This window comes from Flavobacterium sp. 316 (assembly GCF_000967805.1).
Classification (GTDB): domain Bacteria; phylum Bacteroidota; class Bacteroidia; order Flavobacteriales; family Flavobacteriaceae; genus Flavobacterium; species Flavobacterium sediminilitoris.
In genome coordinates, this window is sequence record NZ_JYGZ01000001.1 from 365461 (window position 1) to 385276 (window position 19816).

Annotated in this window: 15 protein-coding genes; 12 read left to right on the forward strand and 3 right to left on the reverse strand. The window is 29.5% G+C overall.

All coding sequences use genetic code 11. The features are described from left to right. Nucleotides 1-4: 4 nt before the first annotated feature. From SY27_RS01640 to SY27_RS01660, 5 genes are all read left to right on the forward strand, one after another. Nucleotides 5-1339, forward strand: a complete 1335-nt coding sequence (locus tag SY27_RS01640; RefSeq protein ID WP_045966791.1) for a 2TM domain-containing protein — start codon at nt 5-7, stop codon at nt 1337-1339. Continuing rightward, complete coding sequence (locus tag SY27_RS01645; protein WP_045966793.1) at nt 1330-1662, forward strand: 2TM domain-containing protein; 333 nt, start codon at nt 1330-1332, stop codon at nt 1660-1662. Before SY27_RS01640 ends, SY27_RS01645 begins: the two co-directional genes overlap by 10 nt. A gap of 2 nt (nt 1663-1664) precedes the next feature. Continuing rightward, a complete protein-coding gene (locus SY27_RS01650; protein WP_235270875.1) occupies nt 1665-1895 on the forward strand; it encodes a 2TM domain-containing protein in 231 nt (76 codons plus the stop codon). A 74-nt stretch (nt 1896-1969) separates the two neighbouring features. Beyond that, complete coding sequence (locus SY27_RS01655) at nt 1970-2332, forward strand: 2TM domain-containing protein (RefSeq protein WP_082084286.1); 363 nt, start codon at nt 1970-1972, stop codon at nt 2330-2332. Nucleotides 2333-2564: 232 nt separating this feature from the next. Beyond that, nucleotides 2565-3320, forward strand: a complete 756-nt coding sequence (locus SY27_RS01660; RefSeq protein WP_045966795.1) for a LytTR family DNA-binding domain-containing protein — start codon at nt 2565-2567, stop codon at nt 3318-3320. 26 nt (nt 3321-3346) lie between these two features. Here the strand turns inward: SY27_RS01660 and SY27_RS01665 are convergent, their stop codons facing one another. Beyond that, nucleotides 3347-3742, reverse strand: coding sequence for a DUF1573 domain-containing protein (locus tag SY27_RS01665; RefSeq protein WP_045966797.1), 396 nt, complete (start codon nt 3740-3742; stop codon nt 3347-3349). 328 nt (nt 3743-4070) lie between these two features. Here SY27_RS01665 and SY27_RS01670 point away from each other — a divergent pair, with 328 nt between their 5' ends. The 4 genes from SY27_RS01670 (at nt 4071) to SY27_RS01685 (ending at nt 13200) form a co-directional block, all read left to right on the forward strand. Continuing rightward, nucleotides 4071-6698: a valine--tRNA ligase gene (locus tag SY27_RS01670; protein ID WP_045966798.1), complete on the forward strand. Its 2628-nt coding sequence runs from the start codon at nt 4071-4073 to the stop codon at nt 6696-6698. 160 nt (nt 6699-6858) lie between these two features. After that, nucleotides 6859-9939 (forward strand): GEVED domain-containing protein, encoded by a 3081-nt coding sequence (locus SY27_RS01675; RefSeq protein ID WP_045966800.1) that lies wholly within the window; start codon nt 6859-6861, stop codon nt 9937-9939. 159 nt (nt 9940-10098) lie between these two features. Beyond that, nucleotides 10099-11583, forward strand: a complete 1485-nt coding sequence (locus SY27_RS01680) for an aminotransferase class V-fold PLP-dependent enzyme (RefSeq protein WP_045966802.1) — start codon at nt 10099-10101, stop codon at nt 11581-11583. A 357-nt stretch (nt 11584-11940) separates the two neighbouring features. Further along, the gene (locus tag SY27_RS01685) at nt 11941-13200 is read left to right on the forward strand and encodes a pyridoxal phosphate-dependent aminotransferase family protein (RefSeq protein WP_045967448.1); all 1260 of its coding nucleotides are present in this window, start codon (nt 11941-11943) and stop codon (nt 13198-13200) included. Nucleotides 13201-13274: 74 nt separating this feature from the next. Here SY27_RS01685 and SY27_RS01690 read toward each other — a convergent pair whose 3' ends face one another. Both SY27_RS01690 and SY27_RS01695 read right to left on the reverse strand, forming a co-directional pair. After that, complete coding sequence (locus tag SY27_RS01690; RefSeq protein ID WP_045966804.1) at nt 13275-14399, reverse strand: hypothetical protein; 1125 nt, start codon at nt 14397-14399, stop codon at nt 13275-13277. Between the two features lie 3 nt (nt 14400-14402). Then, nucleotides 14403-15371, reverse strand: coding sequence for a transporter (locus SY27_RS01695; RefSeq protein WP_045966805.1), 969 nt, complete (start codon nt 15369-15371; stop codon nt 14403-14405). Nucleotides 15372-15481: 110 nt separating this feature from the next. Between SY27_RS01695 and SY27_RS01700 the strand changes: the two genes are divergently transcribed. The 3 genes from SY27_RS01700 (at nt 15482) to SY27_RS01710 (ending at nt 19679) form a co-directional block, all read left to right on the forward strand. After that, a complete protein-coding gene (locus SY27_RS01700; RefSeq protein WP_045967449.1) occupies nt 15482-15754 on the forward strand; it encodes a DUF4834 family protein in 273 nt (90 codons plus the stop codon). Between the two features lie 88 nt (nt 15755-15842). Continuing rightward, nucleotides 15843-18350, forward strand: coding sequence for a YfhO family protein (locus SY27_RS01705; RefSeq protein WP_045966807.1), 2508 nt, complete (start codon nt 15843-15845; stop codon nt 18348-18350). 27 nt (nt 18351-18377) lie between these two features. Next, entirely contained in the window at nt 18378-19679 is a 1302-nt protein-coding gene (locus tag SY27_RS01710; protein WP_045966809.1) for a glycosyltransferase family 4 protein, read from the forward strand. Nucleotides 19680-19816 lie beyond the last annotated feature (137 nt).

Consider the following 19816-nt stretch of genomic DNA (forward strand, 5'->3'; position numbering starts at 1 on the left):
TTGAATGAATTATATAAAAGAAATAGCAAAATCAATAATACTAGGATTTTTAATATTTATCATATTACAAGGTGTTAATTTAATTGTTAATCAACAATTACCAAGTTTTGATACATTAAAATGGAATTTTATATATACAATGTTATATTCAGTTGTATTGTATATGTCAAATGCTCTTGTTTTTGTTCAACTAGATAAGCATTTTGAAAAAAACAGATTTCATTTAAAAAGATTAATCATTGGGTTTTTATCATCACTCTTTATTTCAGGATTTGTTATTTTTTTATTAAGAATCCTTGAAGATGTTGGATTCGAAAATAAAACGATTAATCAATTTTTAAAAACAGAGAAAGCTTCAAATTATTTAGTTGCAATGATTATTACAATAATAGTAACACTAGCAATTCATTTAATTTATTTTTATAAAGCCTATCAAGAAAGTAAACTTAAAGAGCAGAAAATAATAGCAGGGAATGCTTCTGCGAAGTTTGAAAGTTTAAAAAATCAGTTAGATCCTCATTTTTTATTTAATAGTTTAAATGTTTTAAGTTCATTAATAGAAGAAAATCCAGAAAACGCTCAAAAATTCACAACCTCATTATCTAAAATATATAGATACGTATTAGAACAAAGAGATAAAGAATTGGTTTCTGTTGATGAAGAATTAAAGTTTGCCAAAACTTATATGAATTTATTAAAAATGCGATTTGAAAATAGTATCACATTTGATTTACCAGAAGGCCTAGGTAATGAAGAAGCAAAAGTAGTACCATTATCACTTCAATTATTATTAGAAAATTGCATCAAACACAATGTAGTAAGTGAATCAAGACCACTACACATAAAAATTGCAATAGAAGAAAACCAATTAACAGTAAGTAATAATTTTCAAACGAAAGAAGTATTACAAAGCAGAAAAGGAGTTGGTTTACAAAATATAGTAAACCGTTATGCGATATTAACAAAAAGAAATGTATTAGTGGAAGAAAACGAAAATCATTTTAAAGTTTTTTTACCCATATTAACAAAACAAATTTCAATTATGGAATCAAAAAATATATATAATGAAAACATGGCCTATGTTAGAGCCAAAGAAAGAGTGGAAAAGTTAAAAGGATTTTATGGTAATTTAATTTCGTATTGCAGTGTTATTCCAATATTAATTATTATTAACCTAAATACATCAAAATTTCAATGGTTTTGGTTTCCAATGCTAGGTTGGGGAATGGGATTAATATTTCATGGAATTGAAACATTTGGATATGGTAAATCTTGGGAAGAAAGAAAAATTCAAGAAATATTAGAAAAAGAAAGTAAAGAACAATCAAAATGGAGGTAATAATGGAGCAGAATATTGAAAATCAGATTTTAGAACAAATAGCAAGAAAAAGAGTAAAAAAAATAAAGCAGTTTTATAGTCATTTGTTCATTTTTACAATAGGAGTAATAATTTACATTCTAAAAAAATATTTTGGATTATCAATTAATTTTTGGCCAATACGATTTATTAACGATTTTTTTATGTTGTGTTGGACTTTTGTAATAGTAGTACAAGGTGCGCAATTATTTCTTAGTGAAAGAATACTTGGAAAAAATTGGGAAGAACAAAAAATTAAAAGAATTCTTGAGGAAGAAAAGATAGAAAAACAAAATTGGAGATAATTATGAAAACGAATGATGAATTTGAACGTTATCAAAAAGCTCAAAAGAAAGTAAAAGAACTAAAAGGTTTCTACAGACATTTATTAGTTTTTGTAATAGTAATGATCGGATTAATTTATATTAATCTAAAATACACACCTGAGGTTTTATGGTTTATTTGGCCTATGATTGGTTCAATAGTTCCGTTGGTTTTTCATGGAGCGAAAATTTCTAATTCTTTTCCTTCTTTTTAATAAAGATTGGGAAGAGAAAAAAATTAAGCAATTTATAGAAGAAGAAAAAACGCATAACAATAAATTTGAATAACATGAGTATAGAAAACAGAATAAATAAAAGAACAGAAACAGAAGAAAGTAATAATTTTGTTTCTATAGATTCAGAAGAAATAAAATATCAAAATGCTTTGAAGAAAGTTAAAAGAATAAAAAGTTTTTATTCTCATGCTTTAGTCTACATAGTAATTAATATTATGATAATAATTATTAACATTCAAAGCTTAAATGAAGGAGAAAGTTATTTCCAATTTAAAAATTTTATGACTGCTATTTTTTGGGGAATTGGTTTATTAGCACATGGCTTATCGGTTTTTTTACCTGAAATGATTTTAGGAAATAACTGGGAAGAACGTAAAATTAGAGAATTGATGGATAAAAATAATAAATGGGAATAAAAAGATTGAATGATTTAGTAATATTTAAAACAAATACAAGTTTATTTTTAATGTAAGAATAACACATTAATCATAAAATAAACAAAACGTATTTCGTTTATCTTTTGCATACTAAAGAAGAATTATATCAAAAGATTTATGTTTATAGAAGAACAAAACAAAGTATTAAGAAAGTGAAAACACTTTTAAAAATAGAATATTTGAATAGTCGATTTATACAAAAAATAGAATAATGAATATCATAATCATAGAAGACGAAAAACCAGCAGCAAGATTATTACAACGAAAAGTAGAAAAATTGGGATTGCAAATCAAGCAAATGTTGCATTCTGTTGAAGAATCATTAAATTGGTTTCAAAATAATGAACATCCTGATTTAATTTTTCTCGATATTCAATTATCAGACGGATTGTCTTTTGAAATTTTTGAACAAATAGATATAAAAAGCGCTGTCATTTTCACTACAGCTTATGATGAATATGCATTAAGAGCCTTCAAACTTAATAGTATTGATTATTTATTAAAACCAATTGATGAAGATGATTTAGAAGTTGCAGTTGCTAAGTTTAAAGCCAGAGCATCAATAAATACTTCAGTAAGTTTAGATTTTGAAGCCATAAAAAGAATGTTAGTAAACCCTGTTGAAAGACAATATAAAACCCGTTTTTCAGTTAAAATAGGTCACCAAATAAAAGTAATTTCCATTCAAGAAGTAGAATGTTTTTTTAGCGAAAACAAAGGTACATATATTCATACTTTCGATAATCGCGATTATTTGTTAGATATTACAATGGAACAACTAGAAAATGAATTAAATCCAAAAGATTTTTTTAGAATAAATAGAAAATACATTCTACCGTTAAAAGGAATTAAAGAAATCCAAATACATACAAATTCTCGTTTAAAAATACTTTTATCATCTTATAAAACAGATGAAGTAATAGTTGCAAGAGAAAAAGTAAACGATTTTAAAAATTGGATTGGGTAAAACTATTTACCCAATCCATAAAAAAATTATTTTTTGTCTTTAACAACAATTACAGTTCCTTTAATTCTCAAAGGCACAACACCATTAGGTTTATTAACAGCATTACTTTCAACAGTAATTGTTTTACTAATTGGCCCAGGGTTCATATTATATTTAACAGTAATTTTATCCGATTTTCCAGGTAAAATTGCTTCAGAAGGTTTCGTTGGTATTGTACAACCACAAGTAGAAGTAACATTTTTAATAACTAATGGAGCATTTCCTGTATTTGTGAATTCAAAAACACGTATACCATCATCAACACCTTTTACAACTTCACCATAATTTATTGTTTCTTCTTTAAACTCAATTTTAGGGCCATCTTGAGCAAAAGAATTAACGTTAAATAAAACTACAACTAGTAAGATAAGTAAATTTTTCATCATATTTTAGATTAAGTGTTTATGTAAAAATATATGTTTTAATAAGAAAGAACAAATAAATTAACTTTTTTTATTTTAGCATATATCGTTACTTTTGCAAAATAGTAAAATCAAAAATAGTACCAAACTTTTATGAAAGCGAAAAGATTGGTTATACTTGCTATCCATTTCCCTGCTGTTCGTTTTAGTTTCTGAAACAAGTTCAGAAAGCTACCACTTCCATCAGGGCTATATAGTAAACCATATGTGTTTTTGTAAATAAATAAGAACAAAATAATGGGTAAAATATATATATTTACCTATTAAAATATATAATAACTAAAATTAGATGATACCAGCACAGTTTAACCCAAAAGATGTAGAACAAAAATGGTACGATTACTGGATGAAAAATAAATATTTTCATTCCACTCCAGATAATCGTACACCTTATACAATAGTAATTCCACCACCTAATGTAACAGGCGTCTTGCACATGGGACACATGCTGAATAATACTATTCAAGATGTTTTAATTCGTCGTGCTCGTTTAAAAGGATTCAATGCTTGTTGGGTACCAGGAACGGACCACGCTTCTATTGCTACAGAAGCCAAAGTAGTAGCAAAATTAAAATCGGAAGGAATTAATAAATCCGATTTAACACGTGAAGAGTTTTTAAAGCACGCTTACGACTGGACCGATAAATACGGTGGTACTATCTTGGAACAATTGAAACAATTAGGTTGTTCTTGCGATTGGGAAAGAACCAAGTTTACGATGGACGAAGATATGTCGGCATCGGTTATCAAATCGTTTGTAGATTTGTACAACAAAGGAATGATTTACCGCGGTTTCCGTATGGTTAACTGGGACCCAGAAGCAAAAACTACTTTGTCGGATGAAGAAGTAATTCACGAAGAGCGTCAAGGTAAATTGTATTTTATCAATTATAAAATCGAAGGTAGTAACGACACTTTAACTATTGCAACAACACGTCCAGAAACTATTTTTGGAGATACTGCGGTTTGTATCAACCCAAATGATGAGCGTTTTACGCATTTGAAAGGCAAAAAAGCTATTGTACCTATCTGTAACCGCGTTATTCCAATTATTGAAGATGAGTATGTAGATGTTGAATTTGGAACAGGTTGTTTAAAAGTAACACCAGCACATGATGTTAATGATAAAGAATTAGGTAACAAGCACAATTTAGAGATTATCGATATCTTCAACGAAGATGCTACATTAAACACTTTCGGATTGCAATTTGCAGGAAAAGATCGTTTTGTTGCGCGTGAGGAAGTTGCAAAAGAGTTAGAAACAATTGGAGCTTTGGTGAAAACTGAAGTCCATATGAATAAAGTAGGAACTTCTGAACGTACAAAAGCAGTTATTGAGCCACGTTTGTCAGATCAATGGTTCCTTAAAATGGAAGAGTTGGTTAAACCAGCTATAAAAGCAGTTTTAGAGACAGAAGAAGTAAAATTATATCCAAGTAAATTCAACAATACGTACCGTCACTGGATGGAAAATATTCGCGATTGGAACATTTCGAGACAATTATGGTGGGGACAACAAATTCCTGCGTATTACTATGGTGAAGGTAAAGAAGATTTCGTAGTTGCTGAAAACCCAACAGCTGCTCTAGCTTTGGCACAAACCAAAACTGGAAATCCTAACTTAACAGCTGCAGATTTAACACAAGATGCAGATGCATTGGATACTTGGTTCTCGTCATGGTTATGGCCGATGGCGGTTTTTGGAGGCGTTTTAGATCCAGAAAATGAAGATTTTAAATATTATTATCCAACAAACGATTTGGTAACAGGTCCGGATATTTTATTTTTCTGGGTGGCACGTATGATTATTGCAGGTTATGAGTATACGGGTAAAAAACCTTTTAATAATGTATATTTAACGGGATTGGTTCGTGATAAACAACGTCGTAAGATGTCAAAATCGTTAGGAAATTCTCCAGATCCACTAGATTTAATAGAGAAGTTTGGTGCCGATGGTGTTCGTGTAGGTTTACTATTGAGTGCCTCTGCAGGAAATGATATCATGTTTGACGAAGAGTTGTGTAACAATGGTAAAGCTTTTGCCAATAAAATTTGGAATGCATTCCGTTTGATTAAAGGATGGGAAGTAGCGGATATAGCACAACCAGAAGCTTCAAAAATTGCGATTGATTGGTATGAAGCGAAGTTGCAACAAACTTTAGCTGAAATTGAGGATAATTTTGAAAAATACCGTTTATCAGACGCTTTAATGGCAATTTACAAACTGGTATGGGACGATTTCTGTTCGTGGTTATTAGAGATTATTAAGCCAGGTTACCAACAGCCAATTGACCGTGCTACATTTGACAAAGCAATCGAATTGTTGGAAGCAAACTTGAAATTGTTACATCCTTTTATGCCATTCTTAACGGAAGAAATTTGGCAATATATTGCTGATAGAACTCCAGAGCAAGCTTTAATTGTTTCGGAATGGCCAACAATGAAGGATACTAATGCTGATTTAATTCCAGCGTTTGATTTTGCATCAGAAGTAATTTCAGGTATTCGTACCATTCGTAAAGAAAAGAACATTTCGTTTAAAGATACTATCGACTTAAAAGTAATCAACAATGAAAAAGTAGCTACTACTTTTGATGCGGTTATTTTGAAATTGGGTAATGTAGAAAGTTTAGAATATGTAACGGAGGCTGTTGACGGGTCGTTGACGTTCCGTGTGAAATCAAATGAGTATTTTATTCCAATTTCAGGTAATATTGATGTAGAAGCAGAAGTTGCGAAGCTTGAGGAAGAATTAAAATATATTCAAGGTTTCTTGCGTTCGGTACAAGGAAAGTTGAGCAATGAGAAATTTGTGAACGGTGCGCCTGAACAAGTAATTGCTAACGAACGTAAAAAAGAGGCTGATGCTTTAGCAAAGATTGCTACTATTGAACAAAGTTTGTTGAGTTTAAAATAACATTTTTTATATAGTTAAACAAGCCAGATTTGTTAAATAACAAGTCTGGCTTGTTTTTTGTCTATGTTTTTAACCTTTCGTCGATATTTATTTGGTAAAAACTATAAATAGTCTAAATTATATATATATTAGCATTTACTTAACAAATTCTTAATATATTATGAAAAAAATTACGCTATCGTTTTTTTTGTTCTTTATTTATTTGATTGGCTTTAGTCAGATATCAATTGGAAATGGAACAAATGAATCGCAATCTTTTCCTTTTGATCCTTTTTTTGGATATTCTTATACGCAAAGTATATATTTATCATCAGAAATTAATGCTTCAGGAGATATAACAGGATTGCAGTGGTACTATAGTGGTACTTCACTATTAACAAATAACCAAGAATTAACTATTTATTTAGGGCATACAACAAAAACAGTATTTAATGGAACTCAATCTACTAGTTGGGAACCTGTGTCAAATTTAACAGATGTTTATACAGGTGGTATTCCTGTAACTGGTCCAGGATGGGTAAGCATTACATTTGATACACCGTTTACATATAATGGAACAGATAATTTAATAATTGCTGTTGATGAAAATATGTCAGGTTATAATAGTTCTTCGGATGATTTTTATAATACTTCTGTAATTGGAAACAGAAGTATAAATTATAGAAGTGACTCTGTAAATCCAGATCCATCGACACCTCCTACAGCTTCATTAGTTGCTTCTTATGTGGCAAATGTAGTTTTAGAAGGAATTACAGAATCATGTCCACTTCCTACAGATGTTACAGTGATTAATATTACAGAATCAACTGCTGATTTAAGTTGGACAGAAAATGGAACATCATTTGATTGGGAATATGTTATACAGCCTGTTGGAACAGGTGCTCCAACAGGTTCAGGGTTAAGTGTAGATCTTAATCCTTGGCTTGTGGCTGATGGTAATGGAATAACTGGTTTAATGCCGTTTACAGAATATGAAATATATTTTAGATCTTTTTGTAGTTTTTCAGATCAAAGTGCTTGGGTTGGACCTGTAAATTTTAAAACTAAATGTGATGTGTTTGCAGTACCTAGTTTAGAAAACTTTTCAACTTATGTTCCTGATTGTTGGGAAGAAGCAGATAATGGTGATTTAACAGCAGGGCCTGATACTTATGGAACTAGTGGATGGGTTGCTGATGGTTTTGGTAATAATGGTTCAACAGGTTCTGCTAGATATGAAATTTGGCAAGCAACAGCAAATGATTGGTTAATTTCTCCAGCTTATTTAATTTCTGCTACAGGTTATGAGTTGAAATTTGATGCTGCGGTAACACAATGGAATACATCTAATGCACCTACTGGTCCTTGGGAATCAGATGACTATGTTGAGGTTTTAATCTCTACTACAGGAACTAATAATTGGACAGTTTTATATACTTACAATGATACAAATGTACCTGCTCCTACAGGAACAACTAATATAATTGATTTGAGTGCTTATGTAGGTCAGAATGTTAAAATTGCGTTTAGAGTAGTTGAAGGGACTGCTAATGGATCAACGGATCTTAATTTTTACGTTGATAATTTTGAAATTCGTTTAACTCCTATAAACCCACCAGATTGTGTTACAAATTTAGTTGCTACTCCAGATGCTTCATGTGGTAATGAAGCAACAACAATTACTTGGGATGCTGTAAGTGGTGCTGATGGGTATAAAATTACAATAGGAACAACATCTGGAGGAAATGATGTTTTGGATAATGTAGATTTAGGTGTAAACGTTACTTATGATTATATAGGTTTGGTTAATACAAACTATTTTGTTACTGTTACTCCTTATAATCAGAACGGTGATGCTATTGCTTGTTCAGAGATTACTTTTGCTACTAATGTTAATGGTTGTTATTGTCCATCATTGCCAACAAGTAATGATGGTAATGGTATTTCAAATGTTCAATTGGGAGCAACAGATTTTCCAACAGGAGATGTTTTCTATTTTGATCATACAGGAACTACAGTAGATTTAGCAATAGGAATAAATTCAAACGTTCAAATTACTTTTGTTACAGGATATACTTATGATACAAATATTTGGATTGATTTTAACGATAATTATGTTTTTGAAGCATCGGAATTAGTTAAAACAGGAATTGCATCTACTAATGCTAATCCAACTACATTAGATGCTTCATTTATTATGCCAGCATCTGCTAATTTAGGATTACATAGAATGAGAATTGCGACTGCTGATTCTGGTCAATCTACTCCTAATCCTTGTTATTCGGGAACTTATGGTGTTACTTTAGATTTTAATGTAAATGTTGTTACACCACCGTGTTCTCCACTTACATTTGCATCTACAACTTTAGCAAATTGTTCAGGAACAGATTATTTTATAGCTATAGATGTTACAAATTTAGGAGATGGAACACCTTCTATATCAGACGGAACTACAAGTTGGCCTGTTACTGCAACTGGAGTAATTAATGTTGGTCCATTTGCTTTAGGAACTCCTATATCGTTAACAGCTTTACATGGTTCTAGTGCTATTTGTGATGTGCCAGTAGGAACATATAATTATGCGGTATGTCCTCCAGCAAATGATGATTGTGTAAATGCACAAGTATTAATTCCTGGTGGAGTATTTGCAGATAATGCTATTGTAGGAACAAATGTTGGCGCAAGTGATTCTAATGAAACAGCTCCTGGGTGTGCGCTTTATGATGGTGGTGATGTTTGGTATCAAGTAACTGTTCCTGCTTCTGGAAGTTTAACTTTTGAAAATAATACACAAGTAGGAGGAATTACTGATTCTGCTGGTGCAGTTTATAGTGGTTCATGTGGTTCTTTAGTTCTAATTGACTGCGATGATTCTGGAAGTGATGGAGCTAATGATCATCCATTAATTACTGTTTCAGGTAGAACTCCTGGAGAAGTACTTTACTATAGAGTTTGGGAATATAATAATGATTCATTTGGAGAATTTCAAGTTTCAGTTTATGATGCTAGTTTAAGTTCATCTGCTTTTGATTTAACAGGTTTTAGAGCATATCCAAATCCAGTGAAAAATATTCTTAATTTAGAATACAAATCGAATATAACTTCTATAAGTGTATATAATTTATTAGGACAAGAAGTTTTATCAAGAACTATTAATGCTACATCAACAAATGTTGATATGTCTCAATTAAATAGTGGAGCTTATATTGTGAATGTTTCTATAGATGGAGCATTACAAACAATAAAAGTTATAAAAGAATAATATTTGGAATTGATTTAATTTTATTTTAAGAGCTCCAATTTATTGGAGCTCTTTTTGTTTTGTTAAAATCACGATAAATTTTAGCATAATATTATTAAATCTTCATACAAGGAAAATTTTTAAATTTCTGTATCTTTGAAACCACAAATCAGTACTACTATGCTTACTACAGAAACGACAACAACATTAGAATTATATTTTAAGAAATTTAGAGATAATATAATTGGTATAAATCAAACTTTTGATTCTCCTTTTGGTGAGAAAAAAATTATTTATACAGACTGGACAGCTAGTGGCCGTTTATATCGTCCGATAGAAGAAAAGTTAATAAATAAATTTGGACCATTTGTAGCAAATACGCATACAGAAACTACTGTTTCAGGTACAGCTATGACAATGGCATATCATAAAGCAAGACATATCATTAAAAAACATGTAAATGCTAATGAAAATGATATTTTGATTACAGATGGAACTGGAATGACAGGTGTTGTAAATAAATTGCAAAGAATTTTAGGGCTTAGAGTCGCAGAAAATTTAAAACAGTTTACTAATATTCCTAAAGAATTAAAACCAATTGTTTTTATATCTCATATGGAACATCATTCTAATCAAACATCATGGTTAGAAACAATTGCGGATGTGGTTGTGGTTCCAGCAAATGAAGAAGGGTTGTTTTGTTTGGAAAATTTTAAAGTTCTTCTTGAAGAATATAAAGATAGGAGTTTTAAAATAGCGTCAATAACATCTTGCTCTAATGTAACAGGAATAGAAACACCTTATTATGAAGTAGCAAAAATTATGCATCAAAATAATGGGGTTTGTTTTGTTGATTTTGCTTGTTCAGGCCCTTATGTTAATATTAATATGCATTCAGATGATGAAGAAGCATATTTAGATGCAATCTTTTTTTCGCCACATAAATTTTTAGGTGGGCCTGGAACATGTGGAGTACTTGTTTTTAATAAAAATTTATATAAAAATAATATTCCTGATTGTCCTGGTGGAGGAACTGTGAGATGGACAAATCCATGGGGAGAGCATCATTATATAGATAATATTGAGGATAGAGAAGACGGAGGTACTCCAGGTTTCTTGCAGGTTATAAGAACAGCTCTTTCAATTCAATTGAAAGAAGAAATGGGGATAAAAAATATCTTAGATAGAGAACATGAGATTACAGAGTATATTTTTGATTCATTAGGAGATATTGAGAATATTAATATTTTAGCCCCTCAACATCAAAATAGATTAGGTGTAATCTCCTTTTATATTAATGATTTGCATTATAATTTAGGAGTAAAAATATTAAACGATAAATTTGGAATTCAAACAAGAGGTGGATGTAGTTGTGCAGGAACTTACGGTCATTACTTATTACATGTAGATCAAGAAACATCAAATAATATTGTTTGTAAAATTTCAGCAGGAGATTTAGAAATGAAGCCAGGTTGGATAAGAATGTCTATTCATCCAACAACAACAAATGATGAAATAAAGTTTGTATGTGATGCTATTAAAGAATTAGCAAAAAATCATGTAGAATGGAAAAAAGATTATTTATATAATACTAAATCAAACGAATTTATACATAAAAATGCAACAAAATTTGAAGAAAAAATAGTTGAAAATTGGTTTAATTAATATTAAACCTTTTTTTATTTCTTTAAAGTAAAGTTTTGAAATAAATATACGAAAGTATATAAAAGTATAAAAGTCAGGGTGGAGCCCCTGACTTCTATGATGAATGTGTAACCACATTTCTGTGTCATTCGGGTACAAATGTAAGTCATTTTTTTTAAATGATATTCTATTTCTTTATTTTTTTGTAAAAAATGAAATTAATTTATAATAAACCTAATGTGTGTTTTTTATAAAATGCTCTTTATTAGTTGTTTTCTTCTATATTAAGAGAAAATCTTCATTATGAACTTCTAAAAATAAATTATGTTAGAAACTATTTAATTCTTATTTTTGCACGTTTTCAAAATGAAAAATATTATGGTAAAAGATTTATTTGAGAGAATACAAAATAATAAAGGTCCTTTAGGGAAGTGGGCATCACAAGCAGAAGGATATTATGTTTTTCCTAAATTAGAAGGAGAATTAGGTCCAAGAATGAAATTTCATGGAAAAGAAATTTTAAATTGGAGTCTTAATGATTATTTAGGTTTAGCTAATCATCCAGAAGTTAGAAAAGTTGATGCGGAAGCAGCTACTCAATATGGTGCAGCATATCCTATGGGAGCTCGTATGATGAGTGGTCACACAGATATACATGAGCAATTAGAACAAGAACTAGCTGCTTTTGTAAAAAAAGAGTCTGCATATTTATTGAATTTTGGTTATCAAGGAATAATGTCATGTATTGATGCTTTAGTAACTAAAAATGATATTATTGTTTATGATGTAGATGCTCATGCATGTATTATAGATGGTGTACGCTTACATATGGGAAAACGCTTTACATATAAGCATAATGATCTTGAAAGTATGGAGAAAAACCTTCAGAGGGCTACTAAAATGGCTGAAGAAACTGGAGGAGGAATTCTATTCATTACTGAAGGTGTTTTTGGGATGAGGGGACAACAAGGTAAATTAAAAGAAATCGTAGCATTAAAAGAAAAATATAATTTTAGATTATTAGTAGATGATGCTCATGGTTTTGGTACACTTGGAAAAACTGGAGCAGGAGCAGGAGAAGAGCAAGGATGTCAAGACGGTATTGATGTTTATTTTTCTACTTTCGCAAAATCAATGGCAAGTATTGGTGCTTTCTTAGCAGCAGATAAAGACATTATTGATTATTTAAAATATAATTTGCGTTCTCAAATGTTTGCTAAATCATTACCAATGATTCAAACAGTTGGTGCACTAAAACGTTTACAATTATTAAGAGATAATCCTAGTTTAAAAGATAAACTTTGGGAAAATGTAAACGCATTGCAAAATGGATTGAAAGAGAAAGGATTTAATATTGGAGACACAAATACTTGTGTAACGCCTGTATATCTTGAAGGGTCAATTCCAGAAGCTATGGTAATGGTAAATGATTTGAGAGAGAATTATGGTATTTTCTTATCAATTGTTGTTTATCCAGTAATACCTAAAGGAATAATCTTATTAAGAATGATTCCTACAGCATCTCACACTTTAAATGATGTAAATGAAACATTAACTGCTTTTGAAGCAATTAGAGAAAAACTAGTTAATGGAACATACAAGAAAATTGCTGAAGCAACAACAGTAGATGTATCTTAAGTAAGATTCTAATATATTAAAAAAATCCATTCAATTAATTGAATGGATTTTTTTATTGTAGTAAAGAAAAATAACTAACTTTTTAAAAGTTTGCTATAAGTTCTTCTACGTTTAGTAATTTTAGTATTGAAATGTTTCCAAAGGTTTTGAATAGCTGTGTTTTCCTCTAATTCAGGAGTTCTAACGCAAGTTTCTATACCTTTTGCTGAACAAACTTTGTAATATTCTTCAAAGATAATAGAAGTAACCCCTTTACTTTGATATTCAGGAGTAACACCAATTAAATAAAAAACAGCTTCTTTAGAATTTTTCCTAGCTTTTAGTAAATGATAAAATCCAAAAGGAAATAATTTCCCGTTTGCTTTTTTCAAAGCTTCACTAAATCCAGGCATAACAATAGCAAAAGCAACCATTTTATGATCTTTATCAACAATAAATTTTATAAATTCAGGATTAATAAAACTAATGTATTTTTTCTTAAAATATTCTTTTTGGACATCATTTATAGCTACAAAAGATTGAAGTTTTGAGTATGTTTCATTAAATAATTCGAACATTTCATCAACATAAGGCATTATGTCTTTCGTTTTAGTAAAATTTAATGATTTTAAGCCATAACGTTGTTGAATTAAAGTACTTATTTTATTAAAAGGAGTCGGATCGATATTACTAAATGAAAAACTACTTTCTATATACTCTTTCTCTTTTGTTAGGCCTAATTTTTCAAAGTGATCTTTATAGTAAGGCATACTATACCATGTTACCATATTTCCCATTTCTTCAAAGCCTTCAATTAGAACTCCAACTTTATCAAGATTTGAGAAACCAATAGGTCCTTCAACCATCTCTAAGTTATGTTTGTTTCCTAATTCATAAACTTTATCTAGTAAAGCTTTTGTAACTTCTATATCGTCAATTACATCAAACCATCCAAAACGAACTTTACTTTTCTTTAGAATATTTACTTCGTCCCAATTAATAATCGCAGCAATTTTGCCAACTATTTTATTGTTCTTATAGGCTAAGTAAAAATATGCTTCAGCACTTTGAAATGCAGGATTTTTAGTCTTGTCAAACGTTTCTAATTCTTCAGAAATTATAGGAGGAATCCAATAAGGATTATTTTTATATAAATCAAAAGAGAATAAAATGTACTCTTTTAAATCTTTTTTCGTAACAGCTTCTTTTATTGTTATCATAGTTTATTTAACTTCAACTTCGTCTTTGCGTTTTCTTTTTTCTTTTTCAGCTTTTTTCTTCATTTTCTTATCCATTTTGCTGCCATTATCCTTTTCAATTTTTACTTCATTGTAATTTTTGTCAAAACGCCATGAAAAACCTACTCCTGCATTGAAAAGACTAGGAGTATTTTTAATATTTGTACCAATAGATGCATCTATTTGCATTGATTTATTGAATAAATACGCAGCTCCAACTCTAAAAATACCATCAGAATAATAATCACCATTATAACCTTGATTTTCAACAAATCCAGACCATTTATCATTAAATCCTCTCGTTAGCGTTATTACATAATTTATGGAAGCTAAATCAGAACCTATTTTGTCATACATTATGTTTGTAACAAAAACCCATTGTCTTCCAAAATGATTTTGTGCAATAATCATTGCTTTCGGGCTTACAGTTGGTTCTTCAATGTAAGATGGTGCAAAATTAAATGGATTATCAGATAAGTTAAAGTTTACACCAGCATAAGCTGCAACAGCAGGAATAAATTGTCTCCATTTGAATTTATTATTTGCTTTCCAACTGTATAAGTTTACTTTTTCTTCATAATTTTTAAAAGGATCATAAATTAAATATTTAGCTCCTATAATTGTTTTTTTTAGTGCAGAACGATTTTTGTCTTCAAATGAAGAGGCATAACTATCGTTTTGATATTGTAATTCAGCTATAAATTCTAATTCTTCAAAGAATAATCCCCATCTAAGATCTAATTCTCCAATAAAACCATTTGCAGTATACTTTAATTTAGCATGATCTTCATTCTGAAAATTTAAACCAATCTCTGTTTGAATCACAGATTTACCAACAGAAAAAGCCATCATAGATTTCCCTGGACGATTTGAATTGATTTCGTCCGTATATTGTGCAAACAAAACTTGTGAGCCAAAGAGAAATAAAAAGAAGAATAGTTTAGTGTATTTCATTATGCAAAAAATTTATTTCCAAAAATAGTATTTTTATAATAATTTTAAGAAACAATAATAGGGTTTTATCTACTATTATGTATACTTTTGAACTATTAAATGAATTTAAAATGGAAATAGCATCATTTACAGGGTTTCTTAAGACCTTAGTTTATATTATTTTGTTTTGGTATTTATTCAAATTTCTGATTAAAATATTTGCACCAATATTAATGCAAAAAGCAGTAAATAAAGTGCAACAAAAAATGGAAGAACAAATGAATGGGCAATTTGGACAACAAAATGCGTATACAAATAGAAATACTCAACAAAATAATGAGAAAAAAATGCCTACAGAGAAAAAGAAAGTAGGAGAATATGTCGATTTTGAAGAAATTGACTAAAAATACTTTATCAAGTTGTTAAAAAGGATATTATTGCAATATCCTTTTTTTATTTACCTTAGCGTTTTATTTCAGATATATCTTACCAATGAAAAAAATTCAGTTTTTATTACCTCATTTTATTGCTATTGTTGGATTTGTACTTGTAGCTATTATTTATTTTTATCCAGTTCTTGAAGGAAAGAAAATCTATCAATCTGATATCGCGCAATATACAGGAATGGCAAAAGAGCAGAATGATTTTAGAAAAGAGAATAATGCTGAACCTTACTGGACAAATAGCGCTTTTGGAGGTATGCCAACCTATCAATTAGGGGCAAATTATCCGCATAATTATGTTAAAAAATTAGATACTGTTTTACGATTTTTACCTAGACCCGCAGATTATTTATTTTTATATTTTATAGGGTTTTATATTCTATTAATGGTATTAAAAATAGATCCATTAAAAGCTTTTTTTGGAGCATTAGCATTTGGTTTTTCAACTTATCTTATAATTATTTTAGGTGTTGGTCATAATGCAAAAGCACATGCAATTGCTTATATGCCAATGGTTTTAGCAGGTATTTTGTTGGTTTTTCAAAGAAAATATATCATTGGAGGAATCTTAACGATGATTGCTGCTGCATTGGAGATTCAGGCAAATCATTTTCAAATGACTTATTACTTGTTAATTTTATTATTGGTTGTAGCCGGATTTTATATCTACCAATTTATAAAAGAGAAAGCATTCACTGAATTAGGTAAAGTTATAGGCGTTTTTGCTGTAGCCGGACTTTTAGCAATAGGAGCAAATGCAACTAATTTATTGGCAACATCAGAATATGCCGATTATAGTATTAGAGGGAAGAGTGAATTAACTTTTAATCCTGATGGATCACAAAACACTACAAATTCTTCCATGAAATATGAATATATTACAGAATATAGTTATGGAATAGGAGAAAGTTTTAATTTAATTGCTCCAAAGCTTTTTGGAGGAGGAAATAATGAAACTCTTGATGAAAAATCTTCATTATATAATTTTTTAATTAATTACGGTGCTTCTCACAATGAAGCTCTTCAAACAGTGAGTTATTATGGGAAAACATATTGGGGAGATCAACCTATAGTTGCTGCTCCAGCATATATAGGCGCAATTGTTTTTTTCTTAGCTGTTTTAGGATTATTTAATGATAAAAGAAAAATAAAATATGCCTTTCTAATAGGTGCAATCATTTCATTACTGCTATCATGGGGAAAAAATTTCGACTTTTTAACTCGCTTTTTTATAGATTATGTTCCTTTATACGATAAGTTTCGTGCTGTTTCTTCAATACAAGTCGTATTAGAATTGTGTATTCCTATTCTTGCTTTAATGGGACTACAATCGTTCTTTAATGAAGATAAAGAAAAACAATTAAAGAGTTTGATGAAAGCTTCAGCAGTGAGTTTAGGATTGATTCTCTTTTTACTACTTTTTAAAGGGATCTTCTTTAATTTTTCTGGTTCTGTTGATCAAAGATTAATTGAAATGTTTGCAGAAGCACAAGACAGATCATTTGCGATAGATTTTATTAAGGCATTAAAAGAGGATAGAAAAAGTATGTATGTGAACGATTTAATGCGTTCAGGGGGATTTATATTGATCGTAGGAGCTATTTTATGGCTGTTTATTAAAAATAAATTAGGAAAAACAACCGCAATAGTTATGGTTGGTGTTTTAATGGTTTCTGATTTATTCCTGATAGATAAAAACTATGTAAGTGCAAAAGATTTTATTAGCGCAAGACAGGTTGATACTCCTTTTGAAGCAAGCGAAGTAGACAATCAAATATTGAAAGATACTTCAGTTTATAGAGTATATGAAATACAAGGAAGATTACAAGCAAGAACGTCATACTTCCATAAATCTGTAGGAGGTTACAGCGCAGTAAGACCAAGACGATTTGATCAATTATTCGAATATAATATAGAAAACAACATTAATGAATTAGGAAGTTCCATTGATTTTGAAACATTGAGTTTTACCAAAAACAATGCTACTTTAGATGCATTAAATGTTAAATATGTAATTGTTCCAACTGGGAAAGGTGATATTGCAATAACTAATCCTTTTGCAAACGGAAATGCTTGGTTTGTAGAAAAGATTAAAATGGTTAATTCTGCTGACGAAGAAATGAAAGCCTTAGACAATTTAGACACAAAGAAAACAGCTATAATTAATACAAACGAATTAAAAGTAAAAGGTAATCTTCCAAATGAGTTTAGAAAAGATTCTTTAGCCTCTATAAAGTTGAATATCTACAAACCTAATTATTTAAAATATACAACTAATAATACAAATGATGGTTTTGCAGTATTTTCTGAAACTTATTATAAAAATGGATGGAAAGCTACTATTGATGGAAAAAATGCATCAATTTTTAAAGTAGACTATGTTTTAAGAGGATTACAGATACCAGCAGGAAAGCACACAATTGAATTTACATTTGACCCACAAGTAGTAAAAACAGGAAGTTCAATTGCTTTAATGAGTTCAATAGGTATGATTCTTTTAATTTTAGGAGGTGTTTATTTTGAAGTGAAAAGAAACAAGATAGAAGTAAAAAAATAGAGATATTTATAAACAAAATTGCTAAAATTGAATCCTAAAAAAGTACTCATTGTTTCCTATTATTGGCCACCAGCAGGAGGACCAGGAGTACAACGATGGCTGAAATTTGTGAAATATTTGCCTGAATTTGGAATCGAACCACATGTTTATATTCCAGAAAACCCAACATATCCATTATTAGATGAAAAATTATTGAATGAGGTTTCAAGTGATGCAATTATTGTAAAAAATAAAATTTTTGAACCTTACGGATTAGCTTCTATTTTCTCGAAAAAAAAAGCTAAAAAAATTAGTTCTGGTATAATTCCAAATCAGAAAAAACAATCATTTGTAGAAAAAGCAATGCTATGGATTAGGGGAAATCTTTTTATTCCTGATGCACGTGTTTTTTGGGTAAAACCATCTGTCAAATTTTTAAAAAAGTATCTTTTAGAGAATCAAATAGATATTGTTATAACAACTGGTCCACCACACAGTTTGCATCTTATTGGATTACATCTTAAAAAAGAAATTGATATTAATTGGATTGCCGATTTTCGAGATCCTTGGACAACAATAGGATACCACAAACAATTAAAATTGAGTAATTGGGCAAAAGAAAGACATAAAACCTTAGAGAGGGAAGTTTTAAATACTTGTGATGGAATTATAGTTACATCTGAAAATACAAAAAAGGAATTTGAAAAAATTACAACTAAACCAATTGACGTTATTACAAATGGATATGATATTGAAAAAGTAGTAAAAAAACCATTAGATAAAAAATTTACTTTAGCACATATTGGTTCGTTTTTATCAGAAAGAAACCCTCAAATTCTTTGGCAAGTTTTATCAGAATTAATAAGTGAAAATATAGACTTTGCTAATGCATTTCAACTAAAATTGATAGGGGCGGTAAGCAATGAAGTCTTAGAAAGTATAGCTAATTATAATTTAAATTCATTTGTGAATTATTTAGGTTATGTTTCACACGAAATAGCACTACAAGAACAAAGATGTTCACAAATATTACTCTTAATCGAAATAAATTCTGAGGAAACCAAATGTATTATTCCAGGTAAATTATTTGAATATATGGTTTCAGAGCGTCCTATAATAGCTATTGGACCAAATGATACTGACTTTGAAAAAATTATAAAAGAAACAAATTCAGGATTGTTTTTTAATTATTCAGACAAAGATATTTTAAAGACAGAAATATTAAGATTGTTTAAATTATATTTAGAATGTAATTTAAAAACTTACCCTGTTGGTTTACAGAAGTATAGTAGACTAAAGTTGACAGAAACTTTAGCAAAAAAACTCAAGGTTTCTTCTCTAGATTTTTAAATAATTTTAATTTTGTTATAATTATATTATTAATTCGTTTTTTTGTGTTATTACCTGTTTTTTGACTAGTCTATTTGTGTTTTATTTGTTTTTTAACAACAAATATATTTTTTCAATAATCTAAGATTGTTTTTTTA